Source organism: Yokenella regensburgei, from assembly GCF_003634235.1.
GTDB lineage: Bacteria > Pseudomonadota > Gammaproteobacteria > Enterobacterales > Enterobacteriaceae > Yokenella > Yokenella regensburgei.
Map to the genome: position 1 here is coordinate 147,318 of NZ_RBIZ01000006.1, position 26,771 is coordinate 174,088.

18 protein-coding genes are annotated in these 26,771 nt (G+C 56.8%); 8 read left to right on the forward strand and 10 right to left on the reverse strand.

Translation table 11 applies throughout. From position 1 onward, the window contains the following. The first annotated feature begins 275 nt into the window (after positions 1-275). The 3 genes from C7387_RS18755 (at position 276) to C7387_RS18765 (ending at position 2,720) form a co-directional block, all read left to right on the forward strand. Entirely contained in the window at positions 276-959 is a 684-nt protein-coding gene (locus C7387_RS18755) for a copper/silver response regulator transcription factor (RefSeq protein ID WP_006817652.1), read from the forward strand. After that, positions 949-2,400 carry a Cu(+)/Ag(+) sensor histidine kinase gene (locus C7387_RS18760; RefSeq protein WP_038253753.1) on the forward strand — a complete coding sequence of 484 codons (1,452 nt, stop codon included), beginning with the start codon at positions 949-951 and terminating at the stop codon, positions 2,398-2,400. The genes C7387_RS18755 and C7387_RS18760 overlap by 11 nt, the downstream gene beginning before the upstream one ends. Positions 2,401-2,495: 95 nt before the next feature. Then, positions 2,496-2,720 carry a hypothetical protein gene (locus C7387_RS18765; RefSeq protein ID WP_120817259.1) on the forward strand — a complete coding sequence of 75 codons (225 nt, stop codon included), beginning with the start codon at positions 2,496-2,498 and terminating at the stop codon, positions 2,718-2,720. 4 nt (positions 2,721-2,724) lie between these two features. On the opposite strand, the gene C7387_RS18770 is transcribed toward C7387_RS18765, so the two are convergent. Then, positions 2,725-4,815, reverse strand: coding sequence for a hypothetical protein (locus C7387_RS18770; RefSeq protein WP_120817260.1), 2,091 nt, complete (start codon positions 4,813-4,815; stop codon positions 2,725-2,727). 316 nt (positions 4,816-5,131) lie between these two features. Here C7387_RS18770 and C7387_RS18775 point away from each other — a divergent pair, with 316 nt between their 5' ends. Beyond that, positions 5,132-6,793 (forward strand): alpha,alpha-trehalase, encoded by a 1,662-nt coding sequence (locus C7387_RS18775; RefSeq protein WP_120817261.1) that lies wholly within the window; start codon positions 5,132-5,134, stop codon positions 6,791-6,793. Here the strand turns inward: C7387_RS18775 and C7387_RS18780 are convergent. Both C7387_RS18780 and C7387_RS18785 read right to left on the reverse strand, forming a co-directional pair. Next, the gene (locus tag C7387_RS18780) at positions 6,790-8,361 is read right to left on the reverse strand and encodes an STY4199 family HEPN domain-containing protein (protein WP_120817262.1); all 1,572 of its coding nucleotides are present in this window, start codon (positions 8,359-8,361) and stop codon (positions 6,790-6,792) included. The two genes, C7387_RS18775 and C7387_RS18780, sit on opposite strands and share 4 nt — an antisense overlap. Before the next feature lie 180 nt (positions 8,362-8,541). After that, positions 8,542-9,300: an SDR family NAD(P)-dependent oxidoreductase gene (locus C7387_RS18785; protein ID WP_006817660.1), complete on the reverse strand. Its 759-nt coding sequence runs from the start codon at positions 9,298-9,300 to the stop codon at positions 8,542-8,544. A gap of 119 nt (positions 9,301-9,419) precedes the next feature. Here C7387_RS18785 and C7387_RS18790 point away from each other — a divergent pair, with 119 nt between their 5' ends. The 3 genes from C7387_RS18790 (at position 9,420) to C7387_RS18800 (ending at position 12,891) form a co-directional block, all read left to right on the forward strand. Then, positions 9,420-10,325 carry a LysR family transcriptional regulator gene (locus C7387_RS18790; RefSeq protein ID WP_120817263.1) on the forward strand — a complete coding sequence of 302 codons (906 nt, stop codon included), beginning with the start codon at positions 9,420-9,422 and terminating at the stop codon, positions 10,323-10,325. Between the two features lie 26 nt (positions 10,326-10,351). After that, entirely contained in the window at positions 10,352-11,296 is a 945-nt protein-coding gene (yhjD, locus tag C7387_RS18795) for an inner membrane protein YhjD (RefSeq protein ID WP_006817662.1), read from the forward strand. 272 nt (positions 11,297-11,568) lie between these two features. Further along, entirely contained in the window at positions 11,569-12,891 is a 1,323-nt protein-coding gene (locus tag C7387_RS18800; protein ID WP_006817664.1) for an MFS transporter, read from the forward strand. Positions 12,892-12,945: 54 nt separating this feature from the next. Here C7387_RS18800 and C7387_RS18805 read toward each other — a convergent pair whose 3' ends face one another. Both C7387_RS18805 and pdeH read right to left on the reverse strand, forming a co-directional pair. After that, positions 12,946-14,988, reverse strand: a complete 2,043-nt coding sequence (locus C7387_RS18805; RefSeq protein WP_120817264.1) for an AsmA family protein — start codon at positions 14,986-14,988, stop codon at positions 12,946-12,948. A gap of 68 nt (positions 14,989-15,056) precedes the next feature. After that, complete coding sequence (pdeH, locus tag C7387_RS18810; protein ID WP_006817666.1) at positions 15,057-15,830, reverse strand: cyclic-guanylate-specific phosphodiesterase; 774 nt, start codon at positions 15,828-15,830, stop codon at positions 15,057-15,059. Positions 15,831-16,062: 232 nt separating this feature from the next. On the opposite strand from pdeH, the gene kdgK reads away from it, so the two are divergent. Beyond that, positions 16,063-16,992, forward strand: coding sequence for a 2-dehydro-3-deoxygluconokinase (gene kdgK / locus C7387_RS18815; protein WP_134436887.1), 930 nt, complete (start codon positions 16,063-16,065; stop codon positions 16,990-16,992). Positions 16,993-17,033: 41 nt separating this feature from the next. Here kdgK and C7387_RS18820 read toward each other — a convergent pair whose 3' ends face one another. The 5 genes from C7387_RS18820 to bcsZ form a co-directional block, all read right to left on the reverse strand. Then, on the reverse strand, positions 17,034-18,527 hold the full coding sequence (locus tag C7387_RS18820; protein WP_006817668.1) for a M16 family metallopeptidase: 1,494 nt from the start codon (positions 18,525-18,527) through the stop codon (positions 17,034-17,036). 221 nt (positions 18,528-18,748) lie between these two features. After that, the gene (locus tag C7387_RS18825; protein ID WP_006817669.1) at positions 18,749-20,035 is read right to left on the reverse strand and encodes a dicarboxylate/amino acid:cation symporter; all 1,287 of its coding nucleotides are present in this window, start codon (positions 20,033-20,035) and stop codon (positions 18,749-18,751) included. A 160-nt stretch (positions 20,036-20,195) separates the two neighbouring features. Next, positions 20,196-22,199, reverse strand: coding sequence for a biofilm formation regulator HmsP (gene hmsP / locus C7387_RS18830; protein ID WP_211326895.1), 2,004 nt, complete (start codon positions 22,197-22,199; stop codon positions 20,196-20,198). A gap of 160 nt (positions 22,200-22,359) precedes the next feature. After that, positions 22,360-25,677: a cellulose synthase complex outer membrane protein BcsC gene (gene bcsC / locus C7387_RS18835; RefSeq protein ID WP_120817266.1), complete on the reverse strand. Its 3,318-nt coding sequence runs from the start codon at positions 25,675-25,677 to the stop codon at positions 22,360-22,362. Next, entirely contained in the window at positions 25,659-26,765 is a 1,107-nt protein-coding gene (gene bcsZ / locus C7387_RS18840) for a cellulose synthase complex periplasmic endoglucanase BcsZ (protein WP_120817267.1), read from the reverse strand. The genes bcsC and bcsZ overlap by 19 nt, the downstream gene beginning before the upstream one ends. Positions 26,766-26,771: the final 6 nt, after the last annotated feature.

Here is a 26,771-nt window from a genome sequence, read left to right on the forward strand (position 1 = left end):
TGCAGCCAGTTTGGACACGGACAGCGCGGAACAACCGGAGCGTACACGTAGTACGTGAGGATTGTGAGCACTGCCCAGGGCCAAAATGGCAAATAAAATAGCCTAATGGCATAGGCGCTAAGACGGAAAAAAGGAATTAATATGCCCTGTACCTTAACCAGCCGTGCCTGTTTCTCGGGTGACAGGAAAATGACAAAGTTGTCATTTAACCAATAAGCGATTGCGCTGTTAGCGGGCTTAATTAGAATTGAAGGCCTGACAATGAGGAGGCGCAGATGAAAATTCTGGTAGTCGAAGATGAGGTGAAAACCGGCGAATATCTCGCAAAAGGGCTCACTGAAGCAGGTTTTGTGGTGGATCTGACAGACAATGGTCTGAACGGCTATCACCAGGCGATGACCGCCGAATATGACCTCATCATCCTCGACATCATGCTGCCCGACGTCAACGGCTGGGACATTGTCAGAATGCTGCGTGCGGCGAAAAAAAGCATGCCGATCCTGCTGCTAACCGCGCTTGGCACCATTGAGCAGCGCGTAAAGGGGCTGGAGCTTGGCGCTGACGATTACCTGGTAAAACCCTTCGCCTTTGCCGAACTGCTGGCCCGGGTGCGCACCCTGCTGCGTCGCGGCACCCCGGTGATTGCCGAGAGCCAGTTCCAGGTAGCCGATCTCACCCTCGATCTGGTGAGCCGCCGGGTCACCCGCAGCGGCACCCGCATTACCCTGACCAGCAAAGAGTTTACCCTGCTGGAGTTTTTCCTCCGCCACCAGGGAGAAGTGCTGCCGCGCTCGCTGATCGCCTCGCAGGTGTGGGATATGAATTTCGACAGCGACACCAACGTTATCGACGTGGCGGTAAAGCGTCTGCGCGGCAAGATCGATAACGATTTTGAGCCGAAGCTGCTGCAAACCGTACGTGGCGTCGGCTACGTGCTTGAGGTGCCGGATGGAGACTAATCAGCCCCGCCGCCCCTTTTCGTTGGCGACGCGCCTGACCTTTTTCATCAGTCTTGCCACCATTGCCGCCTTCTTCGTCTTCGCTTCGGTGATGATAGAGTCGGTGAAAACCCACTTCGCCGAACGCGATATTATCGATTTAAAGCAGCTTAGCGCCGCGCTCGATAACGTTCTGAAAAACACCGATGAGCCGGAGTCCAGTCGCCTCGATACCATCAAGAAGATCATGGCGGGCTACGACAACGTCTTTATTTATCTTGAAGATGGCGAGCATAAAGAGGTGTTTCACACCCCCGGCGGGCCGGACCTGAGTCATATTCTGGCAACCGCCCCGGATGCCGACGCTATGCGCAAAGGTGGGGTGATGGTGTGGAAAGATCCCGCGCCGCAGAAAATTATGCATCACAACGGGGAAGTCAGCAGCAACTCCTGGCGGGTGATCATGCTGCCGGTGGGTAAAGCCGCCGACGGCGGGCCTGCGTACTGCCTGCTGATGGCGCTTTCTATCGATTTTCACCTGCACTATCTCAATGATCTGAAAAAGAACCTGTTACTCACCGCTTCAGCCATCAGCATCATCATCATTCTCATCGTTCTGCTGGCGGTGTTCCAGGGACATAAACCGATTCGTAGCGTCAGCCGACGCATCCAGAACATCACCTTTAAAAATCTCGACGTGCGCCTGAACCCGCACGATGTGCCGATTGAGCTCGAGCGGCTGGTGATGTCGTTTAATCAGATGATTAGCCGGATGGAGGATGTCTTTACCCGCCAGTCCAACTTCTCCTCCGATATTGCCCATGAAATTCGCACCCCTATCACCAACCTGGTGACGCAAACCGAGATTGCCCTCAGCGCGCCGCGCAGCCAGAAAGAGCTCGAAGATGTGCTCTATTCCAATCTCGAAGAGTTTTCCCGGCTGTCGAAAATGGTCAGCGATATGCTGTTCCTGGCTCAGGCCGACAACAATCTGCTGGTGCCCGAGAAGCGGGAGCTGAACCTCAACGAAGAAGTCCGCAAAGTCTTTGATTACTTTGAAGCCTGGGCGGAAGAGAACGAGGTGGCGTTGCACCTGGAAGGCCGCGAGTGCTACGTGAATGGTGACGCCGGTATGCTGCGGCGGGCGGTGAGCAATCTGGTATCCAACGCCATTCGCTACACGCCGCGTGGGCAAACGGTGTGCGTATACGTAAAAGAGGTCGGTACGCAGGTGAAAATCGTGGTCGAGAACCCGGGTACGCCTATCGCTAAAGAACATCTGCCGCGCCTGTTCGATCGTTTCTACCGCGTAGACCCTTCCCGCCAGCGTAAAAGCGAGGGCAGTGGTATTGGTCTGGCGATTGTGAAATCCATTATGACCGCCCACCACGGCAGCGTGAACGTCGCCTCTGACAGCCTCTCCACCCGTTTCACCCTGGCGCTGCCGGGGCGTGGGGAATAATGACATCATCGTCATGATGGCGTCACGCTGCAGACCCTGCCGGGCTTTTATCATTGGCTCCAGTAAGTCGTTATTAACCACTGGAGCATCACCTTATGAAAAAAACCATTCTCGCTTTTACGCTCGCTTCCGCTTTCATCGCCGGCACCGCTAACGCTGCCAGCCACGATCAAGCCACGCAGAAAACGATCGCTGAACCCTTCTCACAGATGAACGAGCACGAACAGGCAGCCGTCGCCCATTCATTCAGCAAAAACGGCCAGGCGTTTGCCCACGAGTCGCAGATGGCGAATCATATGAAACAGGCGGCAAAGCAGTAATGCATTACGTTTTATCCTGATAGCAGTAGCTGAGGAACTCGGGGGTGTTGCTGGTTTTATCATACTTCAGCGTGTCACCCTCGGGGGTCAGCAGCACCTGGAATGACATCCCTGGAAAGCCGTGAAAAACCACCGTTAACGCCAGCACAGGTGCGGTGGTCCCTTTTTGTTTATCTGTCACCACCACCCTTTCAGAAGCAATCACCTGACTCATTCGCCAGCGCTGTGCCAGATCGGATTTAAGGGCGCTGATGGTCTCTGCGGGTATATCCTCTTTCTTGTAGCCATAGAGGATACGGTAGGTACGATCGCGTAAGACAGAAGCGCTATCAGACTGCAGCTGCGAATTCAGGCTCAGCGCACAATGCAGCAGAACAGGCGGGGAGAAATTAAGCGATGCACCTGTTCTGATCGTCGCGACGGTGAAGTCTATTTTCAGCACATCATCGTTAGCCTGCTCCTGGGTTTCAACATGCTGCCAGCGGTTATTTTGCACCTGAGGAATGACAATCAGCGGCGACGACTGGCTGCTCAGGCGAACAATCAGCGGGGTCAGCATCGTCGTGTCTGCCGTCATCTGTACGGGTAGCGCTCGCGTTTCTGGCTGCGGTGCTGCCGCGTTTCGGCGCCAGAGCTTCAGTATTGGCGGCTGCTTCGCCGGTTTATCGCTCTCCACCCGCTTAAGGTCTGCCTCAGACCACGCCATTGCCATCAGCACGCTGTGCCCCGCGTTGTCGGTGCGCACCAGCGAAAGCGGTTCATCGGTCTCTTTTACATTTAACGCAAATCGCTGTATGTCCTCGCTATGATTATTCCCCAACCGCTGACGAGCGACGGTAACGTAGTTTTGATAGTTATCGCCGCTGTCATCATCGCCAAAGGTTCCATTTTTGTTTAGCGGTACTCCGCGAGCAAATACCCACGCCCAGGTCGCCTGCCCCGTGGCATCTTTCTCCAGTAGCATGTCATGGGACAGGAAACGGTAGGAATTACGAATACTTACCGCCGGGCCGTTGAGCGGGTAGTCGGTCATCGTCATCTTAGGATTCAACAACGCCTTCTGAACGATTTTGGTCGCTACGATGTCTTTCTTTTCCCCCGTCGTTCCACGATGCGTCAACGATACCATCACCGGTTTTCCTTCCACGATGGCCAGTTTATTCACCGAGGCGTCAGTACCAGAGCCACAATCTCCGGAACAGGGCGTCAGGGTAAACGCTGAGCGATCGGTACCGGATCTCCAGCCAAAACGCACCAGTTCGACGCTGGTGTCACCAAACCCGTCGCGAGCGAGCGCCACCAGCGAACCTGGAGAAGTCGGGAGTTTACTGTCATCATCGGCCATACCGGTTAGCACCGGCGGAGTCGCAAGTCTGGCGTCTGGGATCGGGACATATTCTGACGAGGGTCGTCTGTTTGTCGCCAGCTGCCGCATCCTCACAAGATTGCGATTGAAATGAAAAGCACGTACCCCGTAGTCATCATTCGGAGAAGCAACGATCCCCTCCGGTATCGCCCGCCCAACCACGTAGTCGTTCGCCCTGACCGGCATGGGGTCGTATTCAAAATAGATTGAGCGGCTGCGGTCATGGTACGAGCCAGCGCCTCCCAGCGAAACGCCCAGCAGCACCGCTTTCGCCTCTTTTTCGCAGCCCTGATACATCGTCCGCACATCCGTCAGCGGACCCCCTTTCTGGTTATTCAACTGGCGGCACAGGCGAAACGCCGACTGCTGCAACTGGGTATCGCAGTCCGCCTGGGTATAACCGTAGGTGGCATAACCATGGCGATAGCAGAGGTCATGCATCACGCAGGCCTGGCGAAAGCGCAGCGAAATATCAGAACTTCCTGCGCTGTGCTTGAAGGCAAGTTTGTCCGCAAGAGAAGGAATGGAGCAATTCGACCCCGCCGCCTGACCGCCCAGAATGGCCTCCGTCGCAGAAGAGGAGGGATAGGTGGTGAACGTCACCGGAGCCTCGGTCTCTTCAGGCTGGGCCAGATCCGGATAGACCTTCTGCGCCAACCCTCCCACCATGGTGTGGCAGCCCACAACAAACACCAGCAGACCGATGACGCCACACAGCAGCAGTACCATGCCGCACCGTTTACAACATCTCTGGGACCAGCGCATTCTCACGGGCATAGTCTTTCCTGTTTACCAATTGTATTAACAGAAAAAAGCGAGGATAAAGCGGAACGGCGATATTGAAATGATCGTAGTTGAGGTAATGAGAACTGAGAATATCGCACCGCGAAATAAACCAGCCTCTGCGGAGCCGCCAGGTGTTTTACCGCCGAATGTTCTGAATTTCCGCGAATCATTAGTCTGTTCTGCGCAACACCGAAGCGAGTGTCTACGCTTAAAGGATGCTCATTTTTGTGACAACGATAGCGCGGAGGTCTGAATCGTGATGTCCCGACAGAATATACGCAGCGAAGACGTCGAGCCCATTTCCATTGAGGTGGAGGTCCGCTACGAGGCCGACCCTTATGAACTAAAACTGGAAGAGATGATCGAGGCCGAGCCGGAGCCGGAAACTATTGAAGGGCTTCCCGCTTCGGACGCCCTGACACCCGCCGATCGCTACCTTGAGCTGTTCGAGCACGTACAGTCGTCACAGCTGTTCCCCGACAGCAAAACCTTCCCTGACTGCGCGCCAAAAATGGATCCGCTTGATATTCTCATCCGCTATCGCAAAATCAAACGGCACCCCAACTTTAACCTGCAGCAGTTCGTGGAAAACCACTTCTGGCTACCGGAAACCCATGCCAACGAGTATCTGACCGACCCGAATAATTCGCTGAAAGAACATATCGATAACCTGTGGCCGGTGCTGACCCGCGAACCGCAGGACCACATTGCATGGTCGTCGCTGCTGGCACTGCCACAATCCTATATCGTTCCGGGCGGGCGCTTTGGCGAAGCCTACTACTGGGATTCCTATTTCACCATGCTGGGGCTGGCAGAAAGCGGACGCGAGGACCTGCTGAAATGCATGGCGGATAACTTCGCGTGGATGATTGAGCGCTACGGTCATATTCCTAATGGCAACCGCACCTACTACCTGAGCCGCTCGCAGCCACCGGTGTTTGCCCTGATGGTGGAGCTTTTTGAAGAGGATGGCGTACGCGGTGCGCGGCGCTATCTTGAGCATCTGAAGCTTGAATACAGCTTCTGGATGGACGGCGCCGAATCACTTATCCCCAACCAGGCATACCGCCACGTGGTACGCCTGCCCGACGGTTCCCTGCTTAACCGCTACTGGGACGATCGCGATACCCCACGCGATGAGTCCTGGCGCGAGGATGTGGAGACTGCCCGCCATTCCGGGCGGCCACCTAACGAGGTGTATCGCGATCTGCGCGCCGGAGCGGCCTCGGGCTGGGATTACTCCTCCCGCTGGCTACGGGATATCACCCGGCTTGCCAGCATCCGCACTACCCAGTTTATTCCCATCGATTTGAATGCCTTTCTGTTCAAACTGGAAAACACGATTGCCAATATCTCCGCCCTCAACGGTGACCGGCAGAGCGAAACCCTGTTCCGCCAGAAGGCCAGCCAGCGCCGGGCGGCGGTGACGCGCTATTTGTGGGACGATGAGGCAGGCTGTTTTCGCGATTACGACTGGCGCCGCGAGGAGATGGCGCTCTTCTCAGCCGCCAGTATTGCCGCATTGTACGTCGGTATGGCTTCACATGAGCAGGCAGACAGCCTCGCCGATGCGGTACGTGCCCGGCTGCTGACGCCGGGGGGGATCCTGGCGACCGAATACGAAAGCGGAGAGCAGTGGGATGCGCCAAACGGCTGGGCGCCGCTGCAGTGGATGGCGGTGCAGGGTTTCAAAATGTACGGTCACGACGCCCTCGCCGACGAGATTGCCGTGAGCTGGCTGCAAACCGTGAATCAGGTCTACCAGACGCAGCACAAAATAGTCGAAAAATACCACATTGCCACCAACACGCCGCGCGAGGGCGGCGGTGGTGAGTATCCTCTGCAGGATGGCTTCGGCTGGACCAACGGCGTCGTCAGGCGGCTGATTGGTTTATACGGCGAGCCGAAGTCAGCGGATTAACGCAGCGCCGCCCCGATATCCTGCTGAATGCGCAGCCATTTCTTATTCTGCGCATTCGGTTCCGCCTGATAGCGCTGCTGAGCCTGCTCCAGGGAGTGTTGCTGATGCTCCACCACTACCGGCGAAGTACAGAAACGCTGCAGATAGCTTTTACGCAGCGAGGTCATGGCTTCACCGCTGGAAAGCGCATGGCTCATGGTGGTGATAAAACGGCGGCAGGGTTTGGGTTCATCCATTTGCAGGCTGTAGTTAAGCAGCAGGCCCAGCACCGTTTCGCTGTTGGCCGCCAGCGCCTGTTCGGTCCACGCCAGCTGCCAGTTCATGCCCCCTTGTAAAAAAAGCTGGGTGACTTTGCCGTCGTTGCGGTCGATGGCGGCTCGCAGACTCAGCGGATCCCAGGTCACGCCCATCTGGCTGAGCTTCTCACGCGGCGACGGTGCATCGCGTTCCGGCGCGGCAGGCGCCTCGGCGACCTGCACCCGCTCCGGCGGCGGCGCATCGGGCAGCGTGCTGAATAGCCATACCGCCACGCCCATCATCACCAGTACTACCGCGCCAACCACGCCCCACAGCAGGCTTGAGATCAGCTGATCTCGCTGCTCAGGGGTGCGTTTCGGCTGGCGGCGCGGCTGCTCGATATTGTCACGCAGCGGCGACGGATCTTCCGTTGCCTGCTGCCAGTATTGCGCCAGCTCGTCGTTGTCCACCGTCAGGAAACTGGCCGGGTTCACCCGCGCGCGTCCCTGCTCAAAGGCCCGCTGTACCGGAGCACTGATTTGCTGACCGTAGGCCGAGAGCAGCGCCATGCCCGCGGGCGTTAGCCGTCCGCCATTGGCGAGCGTGTTATGTAGCTGGCGACAGTGCTCCAGGAACGTCTGCAGGGTGATACGCGGATCCACCATATAGGTGAGCGAGGAGCCTGCATTAAACAGGGTGGCGTAATGGCGGGAGAACTCTTTTTTATCAATAAGCAGCAGTGCAAGCTCGCTGAACGGCATACCGCTCAGAATATCGCCGGACTGGCTTTCGGCCAGCCAGCGTCGCACTTTGTCAGCACCAAACTGGAGCTTGAGATGGTTGTTCAGCCCCAGCGCATCAGGCCATGCCTGCGCCACCAGCGCTTTCATGGTGCACTCCAGTGCCCTGAGCTGCCGCTGCGCCTGCTGCTGTTGCTCATCGCTGTCTTCATTAAGGCGGGTGTCATACGTCAGCAGCGGCTGTTTCTCGCGCAGCATTTCCAGAGTTGCCAGAAAACGTAGCGCAGCAATATGCTGGTTTTCATTCACATTCTGCCCGCGCTCATACTCCGGCACCCGCTGCTGCAGATGACGAAGGCGCAACGTGAACTCACTCAATTCGCCGTCGTTGAGGTTCAGGCGTTTCGCTACCTGGGCCCAACCGCCAAGGTTCAGCCTGGCCTGTTCAAGCTGTTGCAGGAACCAGCGCGGATCTTTGCCCTCCGCCACGTGGATCTTCAGCAACTGGAGGATGTCAGCCGACGCAAGGCGGGTAATCGTCAGGCTGTGTTCAAATTGTTCGACCATTTGATGCGAGGCTGTTTGCATCATCCATTCCCTTACCGTACGACAAAAAAGGAGCCAGTTTTAGTTAAGTTTTCTTTTAAATTCTGGATACTTACAGGTTATACCAGATTATGCCGGCTAACCGTGATCGCGATATGAAGCAGGAAGGAAAAACGAGGAAAAAACGGTGAGACTGGCCTTCATATGAAGGCCAGTTCGCGAGATTTAGAGGAACATACCACCGGAGACCTCAATGCGCTGGGCGTTCATCCAGCCGAGCTCGTCGCTGAGCAGTGCCGCAATCGCGTCGCCAATGTCGTCCGGCAGCCCAACGCGACCAAGCGCGGTCTGGGAGGCAATAAAATGATTCACCTGTTCGTTATCACGTACCTGCCCGCCGCCAAAGTCGGTTTCAATCGCCCCGGGGGCAATGATATTGACCGAAATCTTACGCGCGCCCAGCTCTTTTGCCTGGTAGCGCGTCAGCACCTCCATCGCACCTTTCATCGCCGCATAGGCGGCGTAACCCGGCAGCGCAAAGCGGGCAAGTCCGGACGAAACATTGAGGATACGCCCCCCGTCGTTCAGCAAGGGCAGCAGACGCTGGGTCAGGAAGAACGGCCCCTTGAACTGAATACCCAGCAGCTCATCAAACTGCGCTTCGGTGGTTTCGGCGAAGGGTGCATTAATGCCGATCCCGGCGTTGTTCACTAAATAATCAAAGGTGTCACGTCCCCAGGTATGCTTCAACTGCTGTTTCACTTCCTGAGCGAAGCCGTCGAAGCTGGCGGTATCCGCGACATTCAGCGCTAATGCCACCGCTTTCACGCCATTACGCTCAATATCGCGTACCACTTCCTGGGCGGCCTGGGCGTTGCTGTGCCAGGTGAAAATAATATGAATTCCTTTCGCTGCCAGCTTCAGCACCGCGTTTTTCCCTAGTCCCCGGCTGCCACCCGTCACTAATGCAATACGTTCAGTCATAAGAAACCTCGTCTCTGCAATAAAGTACAATGAGAAAGAGCTTATTAGGTGCGAATAAAACAATAAATGTAGTAATTTACGTATCACTGTTTCAAATACATCAATAATCAGGGCTGGCGATGGATAAAATTCACGCAATGCAATTGTTTCTGCGCGTGGCAGAACTTGAGAGCTTTTCCCGCGCCGCCGATACCCTGGGCCTTCCTAAAGGTAGCGTATCGCGCCAGATCCAGGCGCTGGAAAACCAGCTTGGAGTACGACTGCTGCACCGCACCACCCGCCGGGTGCAGCTGACGCAGGACGGCATGGTGTATTACGAACGGGCAAAGGACCTGCTCAGTAACCTTGAGGAGCTGGACGGCATGTTCCAGCACGATCCAACCAGCATCAGCGGCAGGCTGCGCGTGGATATGCCGGTTGGGGTAGCAAAGAATCTGGTGATCCCCCGCCTGCCAGCCTTCCTGCAGCAATATCCCGGGATTGAGCTTGAACTCAGCAGCAGCGATCGGCTGGTCGACGTCATTCGCGAAGGCTTCGACTGCGTAGTGCGCGTCGGCACCCTGAAAGACTCCGGCCTTATCGCCCGCCCGCTGGGGAAACTTTCGGTGATTAACTGCGCCAGCCCGCAGTATCTGGAACGATTTGGTTATCCGGAAACCCTCGACGATCTCACCGGCCACGCCTTAGTGCATTACGCGGTGAATATCGGCGTTCGCCCGCCGGGATTTGAAGTGCTCATCAACGGCGCGACGCAGTGGATCAACACCGGCGGCGTACTGACGGTGAACAGCACCGAAACCTATCAGGCCGCCTGCCTCGCCGGAGTGGGGATTATTCAGGTGCCGCGCATCGGGGTACGCGATGCGCTGCGTAACGGCACGCTGGTCGAGATCCTGCCGCAGTACCGCGCCGCGCCGCTGCCAGTTTCTATTATTTATCCTCACCGCCGCAACCTCTCCCGCCGGGTACATCTGTTTATGGAGTGGCTGACCGAGGTGATGAAGGAGTATGTCGACAAAGGGTAAAGCTAACAGGCTATACTCTGTGTCTGATGTACAAAGTAAGGAATAACAATATGATGACGCTGAAAAAAGTCACCGGAATTGCCGGAAAAGTTCAGCGCCAGCCGGTGATAGCTCACCTGTTGCGTGCCGCCGAACGCTTTAACGACCGCCTTGGTAATCAGTTTGGTGCGGCAATTACCTACTTCTCGTTCCTGTCGATGATCCCCATTCTGATGGTCTCGTTTGCCGCCGGTGGTTTTATTCTCGCCTCGCATCCGACGCTTTTGCAGGACATCTTCGACAAGATTCTGCAGAACGTCAGCGACCCAACCCTTGCCTCCACGCTGAAGAACACCATTAACACCGCCGTACAGCAGCGCACCACCGTCGGCCTCGTCGGGCTGCTGATTGCGCTCTATTCCGGCATTAACTGGATGGGAAATCTGCGTGAGGCGATCCGTGCTCAGTCGCGCGACGTCTGGGAGCGTACGCCGCAGGACCAGGAAAAACTCTGGGTTAAGTACTTCCGCGATTTTATCTCGCTCATCGGGTTGCTGGTGGCGCTGATTGTTACCCTCTCTATCACTTCGGTATCGGGGGCCGCCCAGCATATGATTATTTCAGCGCTGTATCTCGACGGGATTGAGTGGCTGAAACCCGCGTGGCGACTGGTGGGGCTTGCCATCTCTATTTTCGCTAACTACTTGCTGTTCTTCTGGATTTTCTGGCGCCTGCCACGCCACCGCCCGCGCCGTAAGGCGCTTATTCGCGGCACCTTCATTGCGGCAATTGGTTTTGAGGTGATTAAAATCATCATGACCTGGACGCTGCCTGCGTTGGTGAAATCGCCTTCCGGCGCGGCCTTTGGCTCGGTGCTGGGTCTGATGGCCTTCTTCTACTTCTTCGCCCGCCTGACCCTGTTCTGTGCGGCGTGGATAGCGACTGCCGAATATAAAGACGATCGCCGCATGCCGGGGAAAACCCACGACTAACTGCATCATTCGGGCTGGGGAAACGGAAAACTTCAGCCCGACTCATCATTTCAGCATATAAATCCAGCCTGTAACTTTTATTTAACCGATAACTGGTTTTATCATCCAGATTTGAATTTATGTGAAGCATTTCATAGAAGTGAAATCGCAGGCGTAAAAATTATCCGCTTTTTGCTGTTTTTATGACCAGATCGCCACCTTGTTACAGATTGAAATGTCGCTTTTGCTGTGCGTAATATGGCCGTTCGTTCGCTAAAAAATAAGAAAAATTTATGCAAGCTACCGCCACAACGCTCGATAACGAACACGACATCGCCCCGGTTAACTCGCGCAATAAAGTCGTCGTTGCTTCACTCATTGGCACCGCCATTGAGTTCTTCGATTTCTATATTTACGCCACCGCCGCGGTTATCGTGTTTCCTCACATCTTCTTCCCGCAGGGTGATCCGGCGGCAGCCACGCTGCAGTCGCTTGCCACCTTCGCCATCGCCTTCGTCGCGCGCCCTATCGGCTCCGCGCTGTTCGGCCACTTCGGTGACCGCGTGGGGCGCAAAGTAACCCTGGTCGCCTCACTCCTGACGATGGGGATTTCAACGGTGGTCATCGGTCTGCTGCCGAGCTATGAGACGATTGGTCTGCTGGCACCGATGCTGCTGGCGCTGGCGCGCTTCGGGCAGGGCCTGGGACTCGGTGGTGAGTGGGGTGGTGCGGCGCTGCTGGCTACCGAAAACGCGCCGCCGCGCAAACGTGCATTGTATGGCTCATTCCCGCAGCTGGGCGCGCCGATCGGCTTCTTCTTTGCCAACGGAACTTTCCTGCTGCTCTCGTGGCTGCTTACCGACGAGCAGTTCATGACCTGGGGCTGGCGCGTGCCGTTTATCTTCTCCGCCGTGCTGGTCATCATCGGGCTTTACGTGCGCGTGTCGCTGCATGAGACCCCGGTATTTGCCAAAGTGGCAGCAGCGAAAAAACAGGTGAAAGTCCCGCTGGGTACGCTGCTCAGCAAACATCTGCGGGTGACCATTCTCGGCACCTTCATCATGCTTGCGACCTATACGCTGTTCTATATCATGACCGTTTATTCAATGACCTACAGCACTGCGGCAGTACCGCACGGGCTGGGCCTCCCGCGTAATGAAGTGCTGTGGATGCTGATGATGGCGGTGATTGGTTTTGGCGTGATGGTGCCGATTGCAGGCGTCCTTGCTGATAAATTTGGCCGCCGGGCCAGCATGATCACCATCACCACGCTTATTATCCTGTTTGCCCTGTTCCTGTTCCAGCCGCTGCTGGGCTCGGGCAATCCGGCGCTGATTTTCGTCTTCCTGCTGGTGGGTCTTAGCCTGATGGGTCTCACCTTCGGGCCGATGGGCGCGCTGTTGCCGGAGCTTTTCCCGACCGAAGTGCGCTATACCGGCGCGTCGTTCTCCTACAACGTGGCGTCTATCCTCGGGGCCTCCGTGGCACCCTACATCGCCGCCTGGCTGCAGGGGACTTATGGTCTGCTCTACGTTGGCGTGTATCTGGCGGCGATGGCGGTGCTGACGCTGATTGCGCTGCTGATGACCCACGAGACGCGCCACCAGTCGCTGTAATCACGAGTGCCGGATACGGTGTATACACCTTATCCGGCCTGCGTGCCCCCCCAATCACTTCTTCATCTGCGACAAAATGCTCTGGCACTGATTGGTGTCGCTCTCTGAAGGCGAGATCAGCGCCAGCAGCGCCGCCGCAGGCGTAACCAACGTGGCCAGCGCAGCGGCAACCGCACCGCGGGCAATCAGCGGCCCCACCTTCACACCAGCCTGTGGATATTTGAAACTTCCCCGCACGTACAGCGGCGATCGCAGGGTGATCACGCGGATCCCTTTGCTCTCCGGATCGATAGTCAGATCCAGCTGCTCGCTGGCGAAGCTGGCGGTGCCGGTAACGTTGATGATGGCATTTTCGGTGTCGAAGGCGAAAATCTGCGGTCGTGCGATGCCGTTGGCGATATCGAGATTTGCCGCCGCGCAGTTCACCCGTATTTCGTCATCGCCAAAGATCTGCCCGATGATAAAGTTACCGACGTTAAGCCCCAGAATCTCCATCAGGTTGCGGCTCACCAGCCCATCGTTCATCAGCAGTTTCAGGTTACCGTTGCTGGAACCAAGCAGTGCGGCGACCGAGTTGCCGTTGCCGCGCAAGGTGGCGTCACCGTTCATTTCACCCAGCGTTTTTTGCATCAGCTCCACGTCTGGCATCAGTTCTTTGAGCTTCAGCCGCCGCGCCTGAATCTCCGCGCGCCCCTGCATCGGTTTTTTGTCGCCTTCAAGATGAATATTTGACGAAATCGTCCCACCCGCGAGGCCAAACTTCAGCGGCTGCAGGCGCAGGTCGCCGTTGCTGAGAATAAGATGGGTTGAGAGATCGCTGATGGGCAGCGTGCTGCCGTGCTCGATGCGCCGCCCTTTGAAGCGCACATCAGCATCCATCACGTTCCACTTATCAGTTTCAAACCGCTCATGCGGCAGTACTCTTCCGGCTGGCTGTGGCTCCTTGTTCACCGCAGACGCCTTCGTGCCTTTGCCGGAGTTCACCCCGATGAGTGGGCCTAAGTCCGCAAGCCGCAGCTGGCGCGACTCGAGATCGCCTTCCAGTTTTGGCCGTGGCTTACCGGTGGTATAAGTCAGCGAGCCGTGAATATCGCTGTCGCCGATACGGCCATTAAAGTCGCGATAGTGGAAGGTCGACCCCTTTTCAGGATCAAGCTTCGCCACCAGATGGCCATCGGTGGCGAACGGTGGGGTTTCCGGGAGCAGCACGCCGGTCAGGTCATACAGCTGTCCCAGCGAATCGCCAGAAAACTTGAGCCGCAGATTGATCGCGCCGAGGTTCAGCGGGTCATTGACGGTGCCGGTCAGCGCGACCTGAGTATTACCGGAGCGGAAATCTATCTGCAACGGGAACGGCGTACCGTCGCTACGCAGCGCCAGCATACCGCCAATTTTACCGCTACCGCTGAGCGGCTGGCCCTTGTAGCGCCCTTTTGCTTTCAGGCCAAACACGTAGTCGCCGGCTTTCGCGCCATCGCCCTTCTCTTTACTGCCCGTCACTTCGCTGAAAGGTAGCGGTTTGCCAAGGGGATCGACCAGGATCTCCACGTCGGCGCGGGTCACTTTGTCGTCGACGGTTATCTTGCCACGATCGAACAACACTTCATCAAGCCGAAATGACCATGCAGAGGGTTGCGCATTGGTGTCGTGGTTGTCTGCAGGGGCCAGCTGGAAGGTCCAGTTATTACGCTTCTCAGAGAGTCGAATCAGTCGCACATCGGGCTGAACCAGTTTGATCCACGGCAGATACAGCGTTTTGCTTAGCAGCGATAATGGCGCGAGGGTCGCCTCAACGCGCGGCAGGTGCACCATTGTGAGTGGCGGGAGGTCCGGCGGGTTGCCGAGCATAATGTCGTCGGCGTGCACATGTGGCCAGGGAACCCAACTGCGCCACCCGATTTCCCCCGTCTGACGTTCCCAGACCACACCCAAATCGCCGCGAATGGCGAAGGGACGGTTTAATTCGGCAGACACTTTCTGATTGATGGTGGGCTTCAGCCGGTTCCAGTCAAAGGTCGCAAGGGCGATGCAGAACAGTACGATGAGTAGCAAAATCGCACCGGAAATCAGGGCAATGGCTTTACGCGTTCTCGTCATGCAGGATCCACTCCTTTCTGGCCTCACCTTGTCTGACTATAGTTGAGGCGAGCAGAACCTGCGGCAAATCAGTCTAAATTAAGCATAACGTTCTCAAGCGAAGCCATTGGCACCGGGCGTGAAAGGAAATAGCCCTGTGCGGCAAATGCCGGGGAGTTCTGCACGTCGCGCCACTCTTCCAGCGTCTCTACGCCTTCAACGATCACGCCCTGGCAATAGCGATTCATCAGCTGCAACAGCAGGGTGAAAAGATTGCGCCCTTCCGGTGTTTTGCGCAGCATGATGAACAGGTCACGAGCCACTTTGATGTAGTCGTAGCGCACTTCGCTCAGCGCCGAGAAATTGGCCATCCCGGTGCCGAAATCATCAAGCCACAGCGGGCCAAACTCGCACAGCGAGGCAAAACTGGAATCCTTCGGCAGACGAATATGCTCGACCAGCTCAAAGCGCAGCCACGGTAGCGATTCAATCATCTGCAGCAGCGCTTTGTCCTGGCGCATCGCCAGCAGGGTTGGGCCATCAACATTTACCGACGCCAGAACCTGATTCGCGGCAAAAAATGCTTTTTTCTCTGCCAGGATCTGCAGTTGCTCTTTCACTACGTCAATGCGCTGCCTGACGGCGACTTCCGCAAAATAACGGTCGGGAGCGACCCGCTGCGTGGGATGTGCGGGATGGGTGACGACGGTCAGTAGCTCGATAGCCATCAGACGGCCATCGGTTCTGTAAATGGGCTGGTAAGTATAAGCACGCTCACACTCCAGCCAATAGCGGCGCTCCTGCAGGCTTGCAATGCCCGCATCCGGAATGCTTAGCTGCTGGATAACCTGCTTTAACTTCATCTCAGCTGTCCTGTTGCAAGGTGAGAAACTGTCGGAACTTGTCACAGGGTTATCGGCGGGAGAAGTGAGAACTTTATGTTCAACGCCTGGAGATTTCATATTCTGTGGACGAACAATCCCACAGGAACACGCGCCAGCTCAAAAAAATATTGGAACGATGTTTTAATATAGTTGACCATGCAAAACCCACAGCGCAAACTAGCGCTCATTATCCAGATTCAGGTTCGCGACTATGTCTAAAAAAATTGCCGTGATCGGCGAATGTATGATTGAGCTGTCTGAGAAAGGTGCAGACGTCAGCCGTGGTTTCGGCGGCGACACGCTGAACACCGCCGTCTATATCGCCCGTCAGGTCGACGCTGCCGCGCTGACCGTGGATTACGTTACGGCGCTGGGTACTGACAGCTTCAGTCAGCAGATGCTCGACGCCTGGCGTGAAGAGCACGTCGGTACCGCACTGGTGCAGCGAATGGATAACCGCCTGCCGGGTCTGTACTACATCGAAACGGACGATACCGGCGAGCGTACCTTCTCCTACTGGCGTAATGAAGCCGCGGCAAAATTCTGGCTGGAGAGCGCCCAGTCTGCGGCCATCTGCGAAGAGCTGGCGACGTTTGATTATCTGTACTTAAGCGGCATCAGCCTTGCCATTTTAAGCCCTGCGAGTCGTGAAAAGCTGCTGTCGCTGCTGTGCGAGTGCCGCGCTAACGGCGGTAAAGTTATCTTCGATAACAACTACCGCCCTCGCCTGTGGGCAAGCCGCGAGGAGACCCGTCAGGTTTATCAGCAAATGCTTGAATGTACCGACATCGCCTTCCTGACGCTGGATGACGAAGACGCCCTGTGGGGTGAAAAACCAGTAGCAGAAGTCATTGCCCGAACTCATGCCGCAGGCGTTGGCGAAGTTGTGGTAAAACGCGGGGCAGACTCCTGCCTGGTGGCGATTGCCGGTGAAGATATTATCGACGTTGCGGCCGTGAAGCTGCCGAAAGAGAGCGTTGTTGATACCACTGCCGCCGGGGATTCCTTCAGCGCCGGTTATCTCGCCGTTCGCCTGACCGGTGGCGATGCCGCCGCCGCCGCAGAACGCGGGCACCTGACCGCCAGCACGGTGATTCAGTATCGCGGGGCCATCATCCCTCGCGAGGCGATGCCGGAATAACGCCTCTCCCCGACGGGGAGAGGGTTTGCACTATCTGGAACTTACTGGGCGGTGGATGGAATATCCGTCGCCTCGTGAGGATCCTCAGTAACCGCTGGTGCAGCTGTGGCCGCGGTCGGTGTCATCAGCTGCTCCCAGGTCGCCTGCAGGTCTTTCATGTTGTACTCCGGCTCGCCTTTTGGCTGCAGCAGTACCAGTCCCATATCCTGCGACAGCTGCTGGCGCAGATCCTGATTCAGCATATCCACCGTCAGCGTGCTTAAGAACTCCTGACGCAGTTTCTGATACTGTTCTGGCGCGATATCCACAACCTGATTTTGCAGCGCACGCATCCGCTGGCCCATCAGGATATCGGTATCGGTACGCGCGTAGGTCGCGAACAGCTTCTGCAGCTCAAGGCTCTTTTGTCCAATCAGCGCGTTAAACTCTTCTTCCGGCAGACCATTGTCACGCACCTTCGCCAGTTCACGGGCGATAGTAGTCAGGCTGGCGTTGAGCTTGTCGTTCGGCGAATCAACGTTAATGGAGCACTGGGCACGCTGGTACAGCACCCGGCAGTCGAAGCCAAGGCCGATATCTTTGGTGTTGTTTTTGTTGAGGTACTGCTGAACATGCCAGTACAGCGCTTCACGCGCGAGGTCGGCACGCCAGTAGCGCTGCATGGCTGCAGAGTCGCGGATGGGCTGCCACGGGCTGTCCCACATGATAGAGAGTCTGTCCTGGCGCACCGCGTCGGTCATGATGCTGACCGGCTTCGCCGGCAGCGGTGACAGCGTTGGCACCGGCATCGGCGTTTCACGTTTGCCTTTCAGCTCGCCAAAGATCTTGTTGATTTGTTCAATCACCGAACGGCTTTCCACGTTCCCGACGATAATCAGGGTCATTGCGTCCGGGGTGTACCATTTATCGTAGAACGCCTTCAGTTGCTGAATATCTACAGGCTCTTTCATCGCCTCTGCCGGATCGTGTCCGAGCATCGTGGAGCCCTTCAGGCGATAACGCCACCAGCCCTCTTTAGCATTCACCGGCCAGGTCGCCACCATGTCTTCGGCGTGCAGCGCTTTATTGACCGATTCCTGGGTGATGTTCAGCTTACCGCTCGCATCGGCAAGCCAGGTCAGCGATTCTTTCAGTAGATCGTTGCGGCTGTTTGGCAGGCTGAGGCTAAAAAGAGAGTAATCATAAGAGACGATGGCTGGCGGCATCGGACGCGACGGGTCAATGCCCTGCTGCCACAGCGAGCGCGCCTGCATGGTTTCTAAGCTGCCGCTTTGCGTCAGCGCCAGACGGGGAATGAAGTGGCTGTAGCCGCTCTGTTGTGCGCTCTCGGCCAGCGATCCGACGTTAATATTCAAACGAACTTCTACGCGGTCGCTCGGGCGCTGCGGGGTTGCCAGCATCTGCCAGCGTAACCCATTCGCCAGTGTTCCCTGTTGCCAGGCTGGATCCGGCTGGAGCGCTTCCGCCTGCACATAACCGGCCGACGCCATGATAAGCAAACCGCCAGCTAAGAGTCGAATTTTCGTGCCCTGCATGTGAACCCCTGATGAACTATCCTGAATACAAAGGCCATCCGCCGCGGCGGACAGCCTAAAAAATGAGTTAAATACGTCGGTTAGACCGTAAAAAAGACGAAACGTCACACGTCAGCGTAAATAATTCATCCATTATACCCTAAATAATTCGAGTTGCAGGAAGGCGGCAAGCGAGTAAGCCCGCAGTCCCTCAAAGGAGACTACGGGCATAAGTGGCGGGATTAAGAAGAAATTTGTTGTGAATCGCTGTCTGAGACACGTCTGTTAAGCGTGTCATCCAGCTTTTTGTGGTCCAGCTCTTTCACCCACTTGGCGACGACCACGGTGGCCACGCCGTTACCGACCAGGTTGGTCAGCGCACGCGCTTCGGACATGAAGCGGTCGATCCCGAGGATAAGCGCGAGGCCAGCCACCGGCAGATGACCTACCGCAGAAATGGTTGCCGCCAGCACGATGAAGCCGCTACCGGTAACCCCTGCCGCCCCTTTGGAAGAGAGCAACAACACCACCAGCAGCGTTATTTGATGGAAGATATCCATATGGCTGTTAGTGGCCTGGGCGATAAACACCGCCGCCATCGTCAGGTAAATCGAGGTTCCGTCGAGGTTAAACGAGTAGCCGGTGGGAATAACCAGCCCAACCACCGATTTACGACAGCCTAGTTTCTCCATCTTATCGAGCATACGCGGCAGCGCAGACTCCGACGACGAGGTCCCGAGCACGATCAGCAGTTCTTCTCTGATGTAGCGGATAAACTTGAAGATGCTAAAGCCGGTTGCGCGCGCGATAGAGCCCAGCACCACCACCACAAACAGAATACAGGTGATATAGAAGCAGATGATGAGCTGACCAAGCTGCACCAGGGTGCCGACGCCATATTTACCGATGGTAAATGCCATGGCCCCGAAAGCGCCAATAGGCGCCAGACGCATGATCATATTGATGATGCCGAAGATGACCTGCGAGAAGCTTTCAATGACGTTGAAAATCAGCTGACCTTTGTTGCCAAGACGGTGCAGCGCGAAGCCAAACATCACCGCAAACAGCAGCACCTGCAGAATGTTGCCGCTGGCAAAGGCGCCAATCACGCTGCCTGGGATAATATCCATCAGGAAGCCAACAATCCCCTGATCTTTCGCCTGTTCAGCGTAGATAGCGACGGCTTTGGCATCGAGGGTTGCCGGGTCAACGTTCATTCCGGCGCCCGGTTGTACCACGTTGACGATAATCAGACCGATGATCAGTGCAATCGTACTGACCACCTCGAAATAGAGCAGCGCCACCGCACCGGTACGACCGACCGCTTTCATGCTTTCCATGCCAGCGATACCGGTCACCACCGTACAGAAGATAACCGGGGCGATAACCATTTTGATGAGCTTAACGAAGGCATCGCCAAGCGGTTTCATTTGTGCGCCTAACTCAGGGTAGTAGTGACCAAGCAAGATACCGATTGCAATGGCTGTCAGGACCTGGAAGTACAGGCTTTTAAACAGAGAGGCTTTCATAGGGTGTCCTTTGAATAAAACCACAGGCTATGTAAGGTTTTGTTGCGCCTGCGGCTTTAAAATAACACCCAAGAAACATAACAGAAATATATCCAGTAACATCTGCAACAGAAATGTTAAAATATTTGAGCTGAACCGCGACAGCAGTGTCCAGCGCGTATCATTTTACATTCTTCGTATCCGCAGAAAGATAATCCTGTTCAAAAACATCTGGCGGCACAGCGCGGGCGAAGAGGAATCCCTGCACCGCACCTACCCCGGCTTTCTTCAGCCAGCGATACTGCGCTTCGTTCTCAACGCCTTCAGCGACAATCTCAAGCTCCAGCGTTTGCGCCAGATGAATGATAGCCGAGACCATGCTGCTGTCTTCCGGCAGCGTGTCGATAAACAGCTTGTCGATTTTGAGGATATCGACCGGCAGCGATTTCATATGTTGCAGCTGTAGCAGCCCGGCATAACCCATCCCAAAATCATCGAGCGCCACCTGTACTCCGGCGTCGCGCAGCGGGCGCAGGATCTCCACCGCGGCTTTCGGATCGTCGATGCGTCGGCTTTCCGTCACTTCAAGCACCAGCGTACCCGGCGCAATACGATAGCGCTCAAGCAGCATCAGCAGGTCCGGGACCATGTTATGGTGCAGCAGCTGTAGCGCCGACAGATTAACCGAAAGCGGCATCATCACACCCCGGCTTTGCCACGCCGATAGCAGACGGCAGGACTCTTCCAGCACCCAGTAGCCCACCGTTACCATCAGCCCGCAGGACTCGATACGCTCGATGAGATCGGCCGGCAGCTCCCACTCACCGTCCTGCTGCTTCTGACGCAGCAGCACTTCGGCGCTGCACACTTTATCCGTGGCGGTATCCACCTGCGGCTGCAGCCAGATAGCGAAATTGTGGTTTTCAAGCGCGGAGATGAGGTCACTTTCTTCGCTCAGGCGGCGCTGAGCGGCAATCATCTGCTCCGGTTCGAAGAACTCTATCTTGTTTTTGCCTTTGCGACGGGCGGTGAAGGCCGCGGAGATAGCCCGGCGATAGAGCTGTTCCGCCGTGACTTCGCCATGGAACATGGCAATGCCGATACTGGCAGTTGGACGTAGCTGAATGCCCTGCAGCGGCAATCGCTCATTAATGATAGTGAGTACTTGCTGACCTAATGTCACCGCGTGCCACGGCTCTTTCACACCGTGAGCGAGAATGGCGAAGTCGTAGCCGCTGACCTGGCTTAACACCATGCGCGGCGGAATAACCGACTTCAGTTTTTCCACCAGCGTCAGTAACAAGATTTCGCGCTGCGCCTCTTTGAGCACGCCAGCGGTATCCTGCAGGGTTTCACAGGCCACAATCATCAGCGCCGTGGTCTGGTTTCTGGCGACGGTCTGCTCAAGCAGCGCCAGCAGGAAGGCCTTATTCGGCAGCTCGGAGACCGGGAAACGCGTGGAGAGGTTGTTCATCTCTTCATGCTGACGCACCAGCCCCTGCTGGTTACGGTTATAGCTGCGCACCAGCATGCCAATCTCATCATCATGGTGCAGGTTCGGCAGCGCCAGCTGGTGCCCAAGGCGGGCATCAGCCGGCACATCGTCCAGCTCACGGGCGATGCTGCGCAGCGGGCGCACCACCAGCCGATTGATACACCAGGTGATTGCCACGCTCAGCATGAGCGACAAAAGTAAGTAAGCGGTCACTAACGTAGAGATGGCGCTCATCACAAAGCGATACATCTGCCACGAGTCTGCCTGAAGGACCAGATATGCCAGCGGCTGCGGGTTGGCCGGACGTCCAAGGGCGTAAAGCGGGAGCGAAATCTGTACCGGCAGCTCAAATACGCGAGCGACCATCATTGGCACCGGACGCTCGGGGATAAAGCCCATCCGCAGCGCCTGGAACTGATTGGGCAACACCACGTCGGCGCGGCTCACTATCCCGGCAGGCTGAATACGTTTAAGGATGCTCTCTGCTTCGGGAATATCACCTTTAAGAATGGCGGCCGAAAGCGGTTCACGCACCGAGCGTGCGACGGTTTCCAGATGCGTCGCCGTGTAGTAACGGTTCTGTTGCACGAAGTGGAAAAGCAGAATGGAGCAAAAAATAAACGTAAAAACCATAACAACGGCGGATACCATTGCCATCTGCTTGATTGTCAGAGAACGACTAACGCGCAAAAGAACTCTCCACTGGGACGAACGTAGAAACAAGATGCCGGAAAGAAATCAGAAGATAGCGACGTTCCGGTAACTGAATGTTACCAGAACGTCGGCTGATTATACTCGATTGAGCAGAGATACCGATGGGAAAAACCCCAGAAATACGGACTATTCCGGATTACCAGTCCGCGTACGGAACCAGCGGCCGCGGCGGCATGTCCATATCCCCCTGCCAGCCGGCTGCAGAATAACGCACGTAAAGCAGCGCATGGCTTGGGGTATAATCCTTCGCCTGCTGAATATCCACCGCCGCACCGATAAACCAGTTAGAGGTGACACGACGTTCAATCAGCGCACGGGCGGTATAACCAAAGCCATTACTTGAGCTGCCGTCATTGGTCTGGCTTGCCGCATCGGCCTGCCAGTCGCTGGGTATCAGGTTAAGCAGCGGGTAGCGCGGCATCGTTTTGGTCCGTGAGTGCGACCACGAGCCGGAAGCCCCCAGTTCCCAGGACCAGTTCTCTGTACGCTCGCGCCACAGAACGGGCACCGCAAAAGAGACATACTCCTGCGGGCTGTAGTAGCCGCCCTGGCCAAGGGTATAACCACTCAGGTCTTTGTCGTAGTGCCAGAGCATGTTGTTAAGGCCGATGGTCACGCGGCGGTTATTTTCGTTGATGACCTTGTAGTAGTAGCCCGCCATCCAGCGCACACGCCAGTTATCCTCAACGTTCTTACCGGTCAGCGTATCGGCGCCCAGGTTCGCCCAGACCCCGTTCGCATCGCCTTTGTCGTAGCTCATGCTGACCAGCCCACCGGTAGCGCGCACGCCGCCCCAGGTGGTGCCGGTATGGCCGTTGCTGTCGTTGTCTTTCTGCCCGCCGAACGCCAGCAGCGAGCTGGTGATAGGACGACGGTGGACGTTGAGGGTATAACCGAACGGCCCGAGATCGTTGCTATAGCTAAGGCCACCCACCACATCGACAACGTCGAAACCGATAGGCGTGGTCCCGATGTCCATATCCCAGGTTGCGTTACGCCAGCCTACCGCCACGCTTGCGCCGTTGCTCGACTGCGAGCGGCTACCGCTACAACCGTCCTTACCGAGGGTACAGGTCCCCCAGTTCGGATCGTAGGTGCCATCGCCGTTGGTGGAGAAGTTCCCGGCATTCATGTTGACGAAATCGGAGCGGAAGAACATACGCCCATCCGCCAGCGGCGCATCTGCCTGCAGCATGGTGGTGTGCGCTTTCAAATCCGAATACCCGCCGGTACCGCTGGAGCCCCAGTAATCGTGCTCCAGCGTCACGTTCACATCCTGCTGACGGTAGAGATCCCCGGCATCGCTGCGCAGTCCACGCTTCAGCCAGTCGTCGTTAACATCGTTGCGGGTCAGACGCGTAAAGGTGTCGTTATCCTGCGGCCGCGTGGTGGTAATGCCCGAAGACACCATCGCGTCTTTGTAGCTTTCCAGCGCCTGCTGCGGGTTGCCGTTAGCGGCCTGAACGCGTGCGGCGTCACGCAGCACCAGCGCGCTGTCCATCGACGGCGGCTGGGATTTCGCTTTCGGGATAATGTTACTGAAAATCTGTTCGGCGCTGGCGGTATCCCCGAGCGCTGACTGCGCCAGTGCCATGCGGCGCTGCGTATTCAGCGAGGTATCACTTTTGATCGGCGGCAGTTTAGCCAGCTGTTCACGGGCGCTGGCTTTATCACCGGCGGCGATATACACCTCAGCCAGCCCCAGACGCGCGTCGGCGTTGTCCGGCTCTTTAGCCAGCACCGCGTTGTACTGATCGATTGCGGTTTGCGTATCACCGCGCTGCTGCGCCCAGTCTGCCAGGGTTGAATCAATGCGCGTGGACGGCGGCTGTTGCTTCAGTAGCGCAATGGCCTGCGCCTCCTGGCCACTATCACGCAGACGGTTCGCCGTTTCCATGACCTGGTTGGTCTGCAGGCGCTCGGAAAGCTCGCGAATATTGTCGTTCCACTGATTTTTCGGTAGCGCATTAAGGTGGGCCAACGCGGCCTGATCCTGATCGTTACCAGAGAAGTACAGCGCCCAGGCATAAACCTGATCCGGATCGTTTGGCTTCTGCTGCGCCAGATTACGCATCAACGCGTCAGCTTCGCTGCGTTTGCCCGCGCTGGATAAATCTTTCGCCAGACGATAGGTGACCCAGACGCTGCCCGGATCCAGCGCCAGCCGCTGGCGTTGGATTTCGGCGGCCTGTGCCCATTTCCCCTGGTTCTCAAGCGCTTCAGCCTGCTGCGACAGCCGATCGTTCGTCAGGCTACGCTCGATATCATCAATGCTCTTACGCTGACGAGGCGTGAGGCTGTTAATGTACGCGGTCGCCTTTTCCGGCGACTGGGCGCGATAGATATTAGCCAGCCCGCGCACGGCGCCGCTGTTGCTGCTGTCGAGGTGTAGCGTTTGCTGGTAATAGCGCTCCGCCGCTGCGGTATCTTTCCGCGCCATGGCTACATCGCCCAGGCCCTGCACGGCGTAACCGTTAGTGCCGTCAACGCGACGCGCCTGCTGATAAATACTCTCGGCCTGGTTGAGATCGCCCGCTTTCAGCGCGGCATCTCCCTTACGAATAAGCGGCCAGTAAATCTGCCAGGTCTGCGGTTTACTCTCTTCGGCCGCGGCGGCTTTCGCCTGCTGGTCGGCCTTCACGCGGAAATTAGGATCGGCAAGCTGCTTTTGCTGGTCTGCCAGCTGGGATTTCGCGGTCGCGGCGATATCCCCCGTGCTAAATACACCGAGGAAGCGCTGTAACGCCTGCACGCTGCCGCTGCTAACCGGCATATTCTTGATTTGATCGTACCAGATGTCCGCTGCCGTATTGCGTCCGGCGTTAGACTTCGCCATCTGCTCCAGCACCGCGTAAGCTTCATCACGTTTACCGTCGGCCAGCAGAGTTTTGGCAAGCGTCGTCTGCAACTGCACGTTGCCCGGCATGCGCTGGTTCAGGGTTTTAAGGGCGTTTACCGCTTCACCATGGCGTGCCGGAATACGCGACACGACGCTCCAGTATTCCACGGCCAGGTCACCGTCCGGCGGTGCACCTTTGAAAATTTTATCGTATGCCGCGACGCCCTCCGGTACGTGACCGGTACTGCTCAGCAACCGCGCCTGCTGCAACGCCTGACGCCCTTCCGGGGTGGAGAGCTCCATTTCGCTGCGCGAGGCGCGATAGGCATTTGAGCTGGGTGCCAGCTGCGACAGACGGTCGAGCTGTTTCTGTGCGCCCGCGGTATCACCCTGACGCATCAGGTAGCGCATGCGCGCGGCAACGACTTCCGGGTTATTCGGGTCAATCAGCTCCAGGCGGTACAGCGACTGGCGGACCAGGTCTTCCCGATGACTGGCCTCCCCCAGACGAACCTGCTCCAGCAGCTGTTGCTGCGGCGAGGTCTCCGCCGAGGCTATCGGCATCAACGAGATGCCAAGCGATAAACTCAGTAAACTTAATGTGAACTTGCGCATTCCTGGCCCCAGTCAGGTAGTAATTCACCGCGAGCGGTGAAACGAAAACGGTGCTGATCCCATCCCTGGCCGAATAAGGTTAAAACGAAACTGTAATAGGCGTCAGTGCCGGGGAAGTTATCGGCGACGCGCTGGCGCTGAAGCGCCTGGGCATCGCGTTCTTGTAAAAAGGGTAGTAGAGCAGAGGAAAAACCGACCGGGCCAATGCCGGTCACTTTACCGGTGGCGATATCCACTTTTTCCGGCGGTACACCTGCTTTACGCGTTTCTGCCGCCATGGGTGCAAAGCGCTTCAGCAGCCGCGCTTTTTGCGGGTCGCTATCGTGGAGCATGCCAGCCCACAGATAGACGCGGATGGCATCGTAGCTGCCCACCAGCGGTTTTTCTGGCTTCAGCTGCCAGCCTTTGTTCTTCTCATAACGCACCCAGTCCGGTGAAAAACCCTTCGGCGCGGTTTCTAATAACAGACGCAGGTTAGACTGTTGCACCGCGCGCCATGGCCCTCCGCCATGGGCAAAATAGCTGGCGAGCTGCGGTGGCAGATAGCTTGGATTCAGGCGCCAGCCTTTGTCATCGGCAAAACCGATTTTTCCCGGCAGCAGCGTGGAGCCAAGGCCAGGGATGGTCACGACTTCTTCTTTGGCAATCCGCGACAGCAGCCCCTTCCCGGCCTCACTGTACCGCGGCTCCTTCCAGAGTCTTCCCGCTTCCATTAGCGTCCAGGCTATCCAGATATCAGCGTCAGACGCGGAGTTAGGGTCGATTACGGTCCACTGGTCACCCCCTTTTTGACCCCACAGCCAGGCAGGCAGGTGGGTGCGCAGGTCGCCCTGCGCAAGGTTGTTTTGCGTCCAGTCAAACAGCGAAGAGAAGGTTGAACGATCATTCGCCACCAGGGCGAAAAACAGCGCATAGCTCTGGCCTTCAGAGGTGGTAATTTTCCGCGCGTCGCTCGGGTCGATAATCCGCCCGCCGTCGCTGAGGTAGTCCTTTTTGAACTGATCCCAGGCAGGCCAGGTACAGGCGGCCTGCACCTGTACCGTGACCATCATCGCCAGCATCAGCACAATCCCACGCACGGCGTTCATCTTCAG